The organism is Candidatus Poriferisocius sp. (assembly GCF_965208355.1).
GTDB lineage: Bacteria > Actinomycetota > Acidimicrobiia > Acidimicrobiales > Bin134 > Poriferisocius.
The window spans coordinates 497845-509587 of the sequence record NZ_CBDBOM010000003.1 but is presented as its reverse complement, the minus strand read 5'-3'; the positions used below and the strand labels follow the sequence as shown (position 1 = coordinate 509587).

The window sequence follows — 11743 nt, the reverse complement described above, 5'->3', positions numbered from 1 at the left end:
CTAACCGTTCATCGCCGGGATGATCCGCTGGCCGTACGCGTTGAGGGTCTCGTCCTTTTGGTCGTGCATGAGGTAAATGGCGAATTGGTCCACGCCGAGGGACTCCATCTCCCGCAGCCGAGCCAGGTGGGCGTCCTCGTCGCCCAGCAGGCAGAAGCGGTCGATGATCTCGTCGGGCACGAAGTCGGTGTGCTCGTGGCCCGCCTTGCCGTGTCCGCTGTAGTCGTATCCTTCTCGACCGGCGATGTAGTCGGTGAGCGCTTGCGGTACGCCTGCGCCCTGGTCCCCGTATCGGCCCACTAGGTCGGCTACGTGGTTGCCCACCATGCCTCCGAACCATCGGCACTGCTCTCGCTGGTGCTCGATGTTGTCGCCCACATAGGCGGGCGCGGCCACGCAGATGTACAGGCTGTCGGGATCGCGTCCCGCCTCCTCCGCGGCCCGGCGCACGGCGGAGATAGTCCATTCGGCGATGGCCGGGTCGGCCAGCTGGAGGATGAATCCGTCCGACTCGCTGCCGCACAAGTGCAGCGCCTTGGGCCCGTAGGCCGCCATCAGCACCTTGAGCTCGGATTCGTTGGCCCAGGGAAAGTGCTGCTGGGTGTCGTTGTACAGGGTCTTGCGGCCCTCAGCCAGGTCTTTGATCACCCGCATGGCCTCACTCAAAGTGGACAGGCTGCGGGGCTTGTGGCCGATGACTCGCATGGCGGAGTCGCCCCGGCCGATGCCGCACACGGTGCGGTTGCCGAACATGTCGTTCAGCGTGGCGAATAGCGAGGCAGTGACCGTCCAGTCGCGGGTTCCCGGGTTGGTGACCATGGGCCCGACGATCATGCGGTTGGTGGCCGACAGCATCTGGCTGTAAATCACATAGGGCTCTTGCCACAGCACGTGGCTGTCGAAAGTCCAGCCGTAGTTGAAGCCGAGCGTCTCGGCTCGTTTGGCCAGCTCGACCACCCGCCAAGCCGGAGGATCAGTTTGCAAGACAACACCGAAATCCACGACTACCCCCTCTTCCGAATGAGCGGCTGCGTCCGCCGCTCGTTGTCACTCATTGGTCGGAAAGCCCAGGTCAACCGAGCTGGTGGCGGGATCGGGCCACCGAGCGGTCATGACCTTGGGCTTGGTGTAGAAGCGGATCCCCTCGGGGCCGTACATCGTGGTGTCGCCGAACAGGGAGTCCTTCCAGCCGCCGAAGGAGTGGTATCCCACCGGCACCGGGATGGGGACGTTGATTCCCACCATGCCGGCGTCGGCATCCTCCTGGAATTGGCGGGCCGCCCCGCCGTCCCGGGTGAAGATGGCGGCGCCGTTGCCCCACGGGTTGTCGGCGATGAGCTGCACAGCCTCGCCATAGGTGTCGCATCGCACGACGCTGAGCACCGGGCCGAATATCTCGTCCCGATAGGCGTCCATGTCGGCGGTCACGTTGTCGAGCAGCGACACGCCGAGGAAGAAGCCGTCGCTTTCGAACCGGGTGTCGCGCCCGTCGACCACCACGGTCGCCCCCTGCTCGGCGGCCGAGCCCACGTAGCCGGCCACTCGGTCGCGGTGCTCGCGGGTGATCAGCGGCCCCATGTCCGATGCCGAATCGGTGCCGTCGCCGATGACCAGCTTTTCCATGCGGACTTTGATCGCATCCACCAGTGAATCGGCCACATCGCCCACCGCGGCCACCACCGAGATGGCCATGCAGCGCTCCCCGGCCGAGCCATAAGCCGCCGATACCGCCGAGTCGGCCGCCAGCTCGACATCGGCATCAGGCAACACCACCATGTGGTTCTTGGCCCCGCCCAGCGCCTGCACCCGCTTCCCGTGCGAAGTGCCGGTGGTGTACACATAGCGGGCGATGGGCGTGGACCCCACAAAGCTGACCGCCTTCACCGCGGGGTGTTCGAGGAGCCGGTCGACCGCCACTTTGTCGCCGTTAACCAGGTTCAACACGCCGGGCGGGAAGCCCGCTTCCTGGAACAGCTCGGCGATGAACATCGGTGCCGACGGGTCGCGTTCCGACGGCTTGAGCACGAAGGTGTTCCCACAGGCGATGGCGTTGGGCGCCATCCACATAGGAACCATGGCCGGGAAGTTGAACGGCGTAATGCCGGCTACCACCCCGAGCGGGCGGCGCACGGTGTAGACGTCGATGCCGGTGGACGCCATCTCGTTGTGGCTTCCCTTGAGATGCTCAGCCAATCCGCAGGCGAATTCGATGTTGTCGATGGCCCGAGCCACCTCCCCCATGGCATCGGCGTGCACCTTCCCGTGCTCGGCAGTAAGGCGCTTGGCGATCTCTTCGGCGTTGTCCACCACCAAGTTCCGGAAGGCGAACATCAGGGAGGTTCTTCGGGCAACCGAGACATTGCCCCACTCTTCGAACGCGGCCTGGGCCGAGGCCACCGCGGTGTCCATTTCCGCGGAGGACGCCAGCGAGAGCTGGCCAGTCTGCTCTCCGGTGGCCGGATTGAAGACCGGCGACGTTCGGCCTGACCCGCCGGCAACGTGCTGGCCGTCGATTAAATGATGGATTTGCTGCATTCCCCCTCCGTTAATCCAAGTCCTAAATCAGATAGGAACTGAGGCCGCGGCGCAGGTACTGCCCATCGCCCATGGAGCCCAGGTACTGGTCGTTGTCGATGATGACCCGGCCCCTCGACAGCACGGTGTCTACGTGGCCGCTGACCTCGATCCCCTCGTAGGCCGAGTGATCGATGTTCATGTGGTGGTTCTCGACGCTAATGGTCCAGGTTGCCTGGGGGTCGTAGATCACGACATCGGCGTCAGATCCGGGCTGAATGATGCCCTTGCGGGGGTAGAGGCCCATCATGCGGGCCGGGGTGGTCGAGCACAGCTCCACCCAACGGGGCAGGGTGATCTCCCCGGTAGCCACGCCTTGATAGATCAGGTCCATCCGGTGCTCGACGGTACCGAGGCCGTTGGGTATGGCCCGAAAGTCGCCCACGCCCAACTCCTTCTGCTCCTTCATGCAGAACGGGCAGTGGTCGGTGGACACCACCGCTAGGTCGTTGGTGCGCAGACCCTTCCACAGCTCGTCTTGATGATGATCGTGCCGAGCGCGGATCGGTGTCGAGCACACGTAGGCCGCGCCGTCCCAGCCCTGGTCGAGGTGCTCCTCGAGGCTGAAGTACAGGTATTGGGGGCAGGTCTCGGCGAAAACGTTGGCGCCGTTGTTGCGGGCAATGGCCACCTGCTCCAGCGCCTGCTTGGCCGAGAGATGCACGATATAGAGGGGGGCGGCGCCCACCTTGGCCAGCTGAATGGCCCGATGGGTGGCCTCCGACTCGAATTCGGCCCGTCGCACGTACCCGTGGTTCACCGGGTCGGTCTCGCCCCGCTCAAACGCCTGTTCGGCCAGCACATCGATGGCGATCCCGTTCTCGGCGTGCATCATCATGAGTCCGCCGTTGCCGGCGCACTGCTGCATGGCCCGCAGGATCTGGCCGTCGTCGCTGTAGAAGACTCCGGGATAGGCCATGAACAACTTGAAGCTGGTCACTCCCTCGTTCACCAGCAAGTCCATCTCCTTGAGGGCGGCGTCGGTGACGTCGCCGATGATCATGTGGAAGCCGTAGTCGATTGCGCACCGACCCTCGGCCTGCTCCATGCGGGCGTCGAAGCACTCACGCACGTCGAGTCCGTAGCTCTGGGTGGCGAAGTCCACGATGGTGGTGGTGCCGCCCCAGGCGGCGGCCCGGGTGCCGGTCTCGAAGTCGTCGGACGCGATGGTGCCGCCGAAGGGCAGCTCCATGTGGGTGTGCACATCCACCCCGCCGGGCACCACCAGCTTGCCGGTGGCGTCGATCACCCGGTCTGCCCCATTCTCCGCCGACAGGGCTAGCTCGGATCCCGGTTGCAGCACGGCGACGATGGTCTCGCCGTCGATCAGGACCTCGGCCGGATCAGCCCCCGTGGAGCTCACCACCGTGCCGTTCTTGATGAGCGTTGTCATGGCATCTGCCCCCCTATCTCTCCTCGATGAAAGTTGTCATGGCGTCATACCTGCCTGTCGATTTCCTCAATTGTCTCCAAGATGGCGGTCACGCCCTCGTCGATCTCCTCCTCGGTCACGTCCAGCATCGGCGTGATCCGCAGGGCATTTCCGTACAGCCCGCCTTTGCCCACCAGGAGGCCCCGCCGCTTGCAGCCCTCCAATAGCTCGCCGGCCCGGTTGGCGTCGGGCTGAATCGATCCCGGTTCCACGATCTCGATGGCCTGCATTAGCCCCTTGCCCCGCTGCTCGATGATCCACGGCGTTTGCTCGGCCACCGGACGAAGGCCGTCGGCCAACCGCTTGCCCATGCGCAAGGCGTTGCCCTGGAGGTCGTTGTCCCGAACGTAATTCAAGGTGGCCAACCCCGCCGCGGTAGACAGCGGATTGCCGCCGAAAGTGGAGAAGCTCAGGGCTGAGATCGTGTCCATGATCTCGGCTCGGGCCACGATGCCGGCCAGCGTGATCCCGTTGCCCACGCCCTTGGCGAAGGTGAGCATGTCGGGGACGATGTCGTGGGCCTGGTAACCCCAGAAGTGCTCACCGGTGCGCCCCCAGCCGGTTTGCACCTCATCGGTCACGAACAGGATGCCCCGATTGGCCAGCACCTTGTGCATCGACCCGAAAAAGCCGTCAGGAGGCGTGGCGAACCCGCCGACCCCTTGGATGGGCTCGGCGATGAGGCAGGCCGCCTCCCCGGTGGTCATCATGTCGAGAACCTGGCGGAGATCATCGGTGCAGGCCTCGGTGAACTCGTCGTCGCCCAGATGCCGGAACGGACTGCGCAGCTGATACGCCCCGTGGACGAAGTGCACCGACAGGCCCGACAGCGCGGTCGACGACCACGACGAGTGAGAGGTGATGGCCTGCGCGGTGAACGAGCGGCCGTGGTAGCTGTTGCGCATAGCCAGCACTTCGTTCGACTTGCGGTAGCTGGTGGCCAGCAGCATGGCGGTGTCATTGGCCTCGGTCCCCGAGGTGGTGAAGAACACTCGGGCATCAGGGATGTCGCTGATGGCCGCGATCTCCTCGGCTAGTTCGATCATCGGCTCACAGAGGTACAGCGTGGAGGTGTGCAGCACCTTGGACGCCTGCTCCTGTATGGCCGCGGTGACCGCAGGGTTGTTGTGCCCCACCATCGTGGTGAGCACGCCGCCGAAGAAATCGAGGTACCGATTGCCCTCCACGTCCCACACATAGCTCCCTTGGCCGTGCTCGATGCTGATGGGCTCGGCGTAGAGCGGCTTGACGTAGGAGGGCAGAATCGCCTGATAGCGCTGATGCAGGTCGGCGTTGGTGGACACGGGACTCGGCTTATGCCTCAGTGAGGGGCCCGTACATGTCGGGACGGCGATCGCGGTAGAAGGCCCACAGGGAGCGGATCTCGTCGATCATGGCCAAATCCAAGTCGCGGATCACCAGCTCCTGTTCCTGGTCTGATGCCGGATCTTCCACGAACTGGCCCCGCGGGTTGGCGAAATACGACGTGCCGTAGAAGTCGTTGTCGCCCAGCGGCTCGATGCCCACCCGATTGATCGCCCCGACGAAGTACATGTTGGCCGCCGCCGACGCCGTCTGCTCAAGCTTCCACAGATAGGCCGACAGACCCCGGCTGGTGGCCGACGGGTTGAACACCATTTGGGCGCCGTTGAGGCCTAAGGCCCGCCATCCCTCGGGGAAGTGGCGGTCGTAGCAGATGTAGACGCCGACCCGTCCCACCGCGGTCTCGAATACCGGATAGCCGAGGTTGCCGGGCCGGAAGTAGAACTTCTCCCAGAAGCCCTTTACTTGAGGGATGTGGGTCTTGCGGTACTTGCCCAAGTAGGACCCGTCGGCATCGATGACCGCCGCGGTGTTGTAGAGGAACCCGGGCTGCTCCTCCTCGTACATGGGCAGCACCAGCACCATGCCGTGCTTGGCGGCGATCTCCTGGAACCGCTTGGTGGTGGGTCCGTCGGGGATGGCCTCGGCGTAGCTGTAGTACTCGGTCTCCTGCACTTGGCAGAAGTAGGGGCCGTAGAAGAGCTCCTGGAAGCACATAACCTGGGTGCCAGCCGCGGCGGCCTCGGCCACGTATTTCTCGTGCTGCTCGATCATGGACTCCTTGTCACCGGTCCACGCGGCTTGCACGATTGCGGCCCTGACGACACTGGACATGGGGCGCCTCCCAAGCTCATTCGTCCGGTGCAATAGGGGGTTAAATCCCAAATGCGCCGACTTAAGGAATAAACCTCCGATTATTGCCGATGCCGACCCCCTTCCGCCAGAGGCTCTTTCTCAACCTGGGGGTTTAGTGGTCCGTCTGTGAATTGGTCAGGGCGTCCTGCTAGGCATCGACGCCCCTCGCGGCGTTGCTCCTCCTTGCCGTACGCTCCGGGTATGGCTGCGTCGGTGCGCCTTGCGAGGAACGCCGCTGCCGTCGCAATCCGCTCCAGCCAATTCACAGACGGACCACTTAGCTGGGGCTCTCGCCGGGGAAGCCCGTTTAGTCCAGGGCCAGAACCCGATCGAGCTCAGTGTGCATATTGACGAGACGGCGGTCGAAGTCGCCCAGCAGCAGCTCTTGGATGCCGTTGGACGCCATCCCGGCCTGCACTCGGCCGATGCCGTCGAGGTCTTGGTTGACCACCTCGGCGATGACCGTTCCCTCGGGGAAGTGGATCATCTCAGGAGGCGGGCCTGAGCCTGCTCGGTCACCCAGACGGTGGAATAGCCAGAAGTCGAAGTGCGAGTGCCCGGCGTGGTCGCCGGGGCGGGCTCGGAAGATAGTGAACAAGTCGCTGTGAACGTTCAGCACCACGTTGGGGAACACCAGATAGTGATAGTCGTCGAGGATCTGCTCGTCGGTGTAGTGGCTGAAGTCCACGTCCTCCGCGGCGGCCCGGTCCCGCACCAGGCCCACCGCCCAATCCCGGGCGGTCTGCCCGTCCAAGTCGGCCACGGCCCCGGGCTGGAGTCCCAGCATGGAGCTGTAGTTGTCCACAAAGGCTTGGGCCACCTCGCTCTGGTCGGCATCCGGGAACCGAGGCGAGCCGATCCCCAGAGGGATCTTCATCATGGAGTGACCCCGGTCCCACAGCTCATAGGTGGTGTTGAGCGCATCCATGAACCCCCGCAGGCCGGGATGCAATCCCTCCAGGTGGTAGGCCTCGTTGAAGGCGTCCACCGTGGTCTTCCAGTTGCCGGCCAGCGGAATGGTCCAGCAGGCCGTCAACCTCCGCTCCCCCAGGTCGAAAGGGGCCAGCGTGGCCGGCATCGGGTGGAGGAACTCATCGAGTTCGGGGCCGTCGGGCGATGGGTTGATGAACACCATCTGATGCCAGGTGCCCAGCCTCGCCGGCGCCAGCGACATGTTCTCGTTGGCCACCACGCCGAAGTGCTTGCGATACACGATCTCCTTCAGCGAGCCGTCCAGGCCGTAGCACCAGTCGTGGAATCCGCAGCGCAATTCGTCGGCGTTGCCTTTGCCCTGGCACAGCTGAAATCCCCGGTGAAGACAGGCGTTGTGGAATGCCCGCAGCTCCCCGTCGTGGCCCCGCACCACCAGATAGCTCTGGTCGCCCATGCGGTACTCGAACCAGTCACCAGGTTCGGCCACATCGCTGGTCAAACAAGCCAACTGCCAGGTTGACGGCCACAGCCGTTGGCGCTCCAGCTCGGCGTACTCCTCCTCCAGGTAGCGGCCTTTGGGCAACCGGGCCGGTACGCCGTCGCCATTGCCTCGGCGAATCTGGTAGCGGTCCAGGTCGATGCCCATATCGGAACGACGGCTACCGGGTGCCGCGCACCAGCCGGCCGGGCCGGGCCCCGGTATCGGCGCCATTGCTCCGGGTCACCTCGCCGGCTACCACCGTGGCCACATAGCCGTCAGCCTGCTGGTCGAGACGACGGCCCCCGGCAGGCAGGTCGTGGACCACCCGCGGCGAGCGCAGGGTGAGCGCCTGATGGTCGATCACATTGGCGTCGGCTCGCTTGCCCACCTCAAGGGTTCCCCGGTCGCCCAGCCCGTAGAGAGCGGCGGTGTCGTTGGTCTGCTTCTTCACCACCCACTCCAAGGGAAGCTGCTCGCCCCGGGTGCGATCCCTGGTCCAGTGGGTAACCATAAAGGTGGGAATGGAGGCGTCGCAGATCATCCCGCAGTGGGCCCCGCCGTCGGACAGGCCCGACACGCCAGCGGGATGCAGCAGCTGCTCGCGGATCACGTCATGGTTCTCCTCCACGTAGTTGAACATGGGAAGCATCATCAGCGCGTGCCCGTCGTCTTCGAGGCACAGGTCGTACATCATCTCCAGCGGGTCCACCCCCCGGGCCTCGGCCATGGCCGTCACGGTCCTGTCGTTGGTGGGCTCGTAGTCGGGCGGATCGCCTATCACGTACAGCTTGTGGATCATCGACGCCACCATGCTGGGCATCTGGTCGAACAGCACGGTTGGGTCGGGGGGCATATCGTCCTCCCCCAGGATCGCCGCCCGAACCGTCGGCTTGCGCAGTTCGGCCACCAGCTCGTCGAAGGGCAGGTGGGCCAGCGATGCGAAGGTGGGCCGCTTAGCGAAGGCATGATTCGTCTGGAGGCCGATGAGCATTCCGAACGGCCGGCCCGCAATCTGGGGATACACCCGGGCCCCCTCGTCGGTGGCCCGCAGCGACTCATCCATCATCTCCCGCCACAAATCGGGGGCGGCCTCCAGTTGCAACAGGGCAAACGACACCGGCACGTCGAAGCGGGCCGACAGGCGCCGCATCCAGTCCATCTCCTTGGGTGGGGCCACCAAGTCAAGGCCCGCGGCCCCGGCGGGGGCCAGCTCGAACACCCCTGATCCGGCATCGGCCAGCGCTTGGCCCAATCCGAACAGCTCGTCCTCAGCGGCGAATGTGCCCGGCACCGGCTCGCCGTCGATGGCCTTGTGGCCCAGCGTGCGGGAGGTGGACACGCCCAGTGCACCGGCCTCGATGGCCTCGCGCACGATGGCGTACATGGCCTTGATGTCGTCGGGGTTGGCGGGCTCGTTCTTGGCCCCCCGCTCCCCCATCACGTAGCCCCGCACCGCGCCGTGGGCCACCTGGGTGGCCACATCGATGGACAGGCGGCGCTCGTCCAGAACGTCGAGGTACTCGGGGAAGCTCTCCCACCCCCAGGTGATGCCCTCGGCCAGGGCGGCGCCGGGGATGTCCTCCACCCCCTCCATGAGCTGAATGAGCCAGTCCTCTTTGCCGGGCTGCACGGGGGCGAAGCCGACGCCGCAGTTGCCCATCACCACGGTGGTCACCCCGTGGTTGGACGACGGCTGGAGCTTCTCGTCCCAAGTGACCTGGCCGTCGTAGTGGGTGTGGCAGTCCACGAAGCCCGGGGTCACCAGGAGCCCAGTGGCGTCAATGGTCTCGGCCGCCTCGGGCGCGGGCCCGCCGCTGCGGTCCACCACCGTCACCTTGCCGTCTTTGACCCCGATGTGGCCCACAAACCGGTCGGCGCCGGTCCCGTCCACCACGGTGCCGTTGGCGATCACCAGATCAAGCACTGCTCGTCCTCCCCGTCTCTTTCTTGTTACTCAGCTTTGTTTGCCTAGCTTGCCGATCCGGCTCGGAGCAGCTTGCCGGGGCGGGCCCCGGTGTCCTCGCCGTCGCGGCGGGTCACAACTCCACTGACCAGCGTGGCCACATAGCCGGTGGCCCGCTGGTCGAAGCGGCGGCCCCCGGCCGGCAGGTCGGCGACCAGCTTCGGCGGGTGCAGCGTAAGCCCCTCGTGGTCGATGATGTTGATGTCCGCCTTCATGCCCGGCTCCAGCGTGCCCCGGTCGGTAAGGCCGAACAGCCGGGCGGTGTCGCGCGACTGCTTTTGCACCACGAACTCCAAGGGGAGCTTGTCACCCCGCTTGCGGTCGCGGGCCCAGAAGGTGAGCAGCCAGGTGGGCATGGAAGCGTCGCAGATGGCCCCGCAGTGGGCCCCGCCGTCGGACAGCCCCGACACCCCAGACGGGTGCATGAACATCTCCCGCACCGCGTCGGCGTTGCCGTGGCTGTAGTTCAGGAACGGGAACAGCAACAGCGCCCGACCGTCGTCCTCCAGCAGCAGGTCGTAGAGCAGCTCCTGGGTCTCTCGGCCTTGAGATTCGGCGATAGCGGCCACCGACCGCTCCGGACCGGGCTCGTAGTCGGGGGGATCGCCCAGCACGTAGATCCGGTGCAGCTGGGTGCCCATGTACTCGGCGAACTGGTTGGTGAACGAGCTCTCCTCCGACAAGATGGCCGCCTTGCGCTCGGGCTGGCGCAGCTCGGCCACCAGCTCATCCAGGGGCAACTCGGCGATCTCGGCGAAGCTCGGCCGGCTGCTGAAGGCGTGGTTGGTCTGGAGGCCGATGAGTATCCCGTTGCACCGGGGGGCGACCTGCGGATGGAGCTGGGCTCCCTCGGCCACTGCGTCGGCCGACAGGTCCATGATCTCCCGCCACAGCTCGGGGGCGGCATCCACCTGCACCAGGGCGAATGTGACCGGGCGGCCGGTGGCGGCCGACAGGCGGCGCATCCAGTCCACCTCCTTGTGCGGGGCGGCCAAGTCCTCGCCAATCACACCGGCGGGGGCCAACTCGTACAAGCCGTGGCCCACATCAACCAGCGCTTCGCCGATGCCAAACAGCTCGTCCTCCGCGGCGTAGGTGCCGGGCACCGGCTCGCCGTCGATGGCCATGTGGGCGATGGTGCGGGATGTGGAGAAGCCGAAGGCCCCGGCCCTCAGCGCCTCGGCCACGATGTCGCGCATCTGGGCGATGTCTTCGGGGGTGGCGGGCTCGTTCTTCGCACCTCGCTCCCCCATCACGTAGGCCCGGACCGCGCCGTGGGGCACCTGGCAGCCGATGTCGAGCGACAAGGGCTTGCGGTCTAGGGCGTCGAGGTACTCCGGGAAGGTCTCCCACTCCCAGGTGATCCCTTCCGACAACGCGGCACCGGGGATGTCCTCCACCCCCTCCATGAGCTGGATGAGCCACTCCTCGGTGCCGGGACGCACCGGAGCGAAACCCACCCCGCAATTGCCCATCATCACCGTGGTCACACCGTGGTGGGCCGACGGCTCCAGAATCGGATCCCAGGTCACTTGCCCGTCGTAGTGGGTGTGGCAGTCCACGAACCCCGGGGTAACCAGCAGTCCAGTGGCGTCGAAGACCTCTTCGCCCTCCAGATCGGGATTGCCGCCCGGATACACCTCGGTAATCCGGCCCCCGTCAATGGCTACATCCCCAGTGAACGGCTCGCCACCGTTGCCGTCCACAATCAAACCGCCCTTGATCACCAGATCGTGCATAACGCCATGGTAGATGGTGGCGTACTCCCACCGCCGATCCGCAGACGCTCGGAAAAGAACAATTTGCCGTGCTGGGGTAACGTCGGGGGGATGGCTGAGATCGTCGTGTACCACAACCCTGGTTGAGGCAAGTCCCGGGGCGCGCTCGACATTCTCGAGTCGCGCGGCGTCGAGTTCGACGTCGTCCAATACCTCAAGACCCCATTGAGCCGCGACGACTTGGAGCGGTTCTTGGAGATGCTTCCCAATGAGCCTGCCGAGCTGGTGCGGGAAGACGGCCACTTCAAGGAGCTCGGGTTGGACATCGGCGACTACCAATGCGCCGACACCGTGGTCGATCTGCTGATGGAGCACCCCAAGCTGATGCAACGCCCCGTGGTGGTTAGAGGCAACCGGGCCGTGATCGCCCGCCCCTCGGAACTGGTCGAAGAGCTGCTATGAGC

The 11743-nt window shown here is 65.5% G+C and carries 9 protein-coding genes; 1 reads left to right on the top strand and 8 read right to left on the bottom strand.

The features are described from left to right. The 8 genes from ACOGXH_RS03605 to ACOGXH_RS03570 all read right to left on the bottom strand — a co-directional run bounded on the left by ACOGXH_RS03605 (nt 1) and on the right by ACOGXH_RS03570 (nt 11300). A complete protein-coding gene (locus ACOGXH_RS03605) occupies nt 1–1002 on the bottom strand; it encodes a TIGR03842 family LLM class F420-dependent oxidoreductase (RefSeq protein WP_419927751.1) in 1002 nt (333 codons plus the stop codon). A 45-nt stretch (nt 1003–1047) separates the two neighbouring features. After that, complete coding sequence (locus tag ACOGXH_RS03600) at nt 1048–2535, bottom strand: CoA-acylating methylmalonate-semialdehyde dehydrogenase (protein WP_419927750.1); 1488 nt, start codon at nt 2533–2535, stop codon at nt 1048–1050. A gap of 22 nt (nt 2536–2557) precedes the next feature. Further along, nucleotides 2558–3967, bottom strand: coding sequence for a dihydropyrimidinase (gene hydA / locus ACOGXH_RS03595; protein WP_419927749.1), 1410 nt, complete (start codon nt 3965–3967; stop codon nt 2558–2560). 44 nt (nt 3968–4011) lie between these two features. Beyond that, complete coding sequence (locus tag ACOGXH_RS03590; protein WP_419927748.1) at nt 4012–5310, bottom strand: aspartate aminotransferase family protein; 1299 nt, start codon at nt 5308–5310, stop codon at nt 4012–4014. Nucleotides 5311–5320: 10 nt separating this feature from the next. Then, nucleotides 5321–6163, bottom strand: a complete 843-nt coding sequence (locus ACOGXH_RS03585) for a nitrilase-related carbon-nitrogen hydrolase (protein WP_419927747.1) — start codon at nt 6161–6163, stop codon at nt 5321–5323. A gap of 328 nt (nt 6164–6491) precedes the next feature. Next, the gene (locus ACOGXH_RS03580) at nt 6492–7763 is read right to left on the bottom strand and encodes an aromatic ring-hydroxylating oxygenase subunit alpha (RefSeq protein WP_419927746.1); all 1272 of its coding nucleotides are present in this window, start codon (nt 7761–7763) and stop codon (nt 6492–6494) included. Between the two features lie 13 nt (nt 7764–7776). Then, nucleotides 7777–9522, bottom strand: a complete 1746-nt coding sequence (locus ACOGXH_RS03575; protein ID WP_419927745.1) for an N-acyl-D-amino-acid deacylase family protein — start codon at nt 9520–9522, stop codon at nt 7777–7779. A gap of 44 nt (nt 9523–9566) precedes the next feature. Continuing rightward, entirely contained in the window at nt 9567–11300 is a 1734-nt protein-coding gene (locus ACOGXH_RS03570) for an N-acyl-D-amino-acid deacylase family protein (protein WP_419927744.1), read from the bottom strand. Between the two features lie 204 nt (nt 11301–11504). Here ACOGXH_RS03570 and ACOGXH_RS03565 point away from each other — a divergent pair, with 204 nt between their 5' ends. After that, nucleotides 11505–11741, top strand: coding sequence for an arsenate reductase family protein (locus ACOGXH_RS03565; RefSeq protein WP_419927743.1), 237 nt, complete (start codon nt 11505–11507; stop codon nt 11739–11741). Nucleotides 11742–11743: the final 2 nt, after the last annotated feature.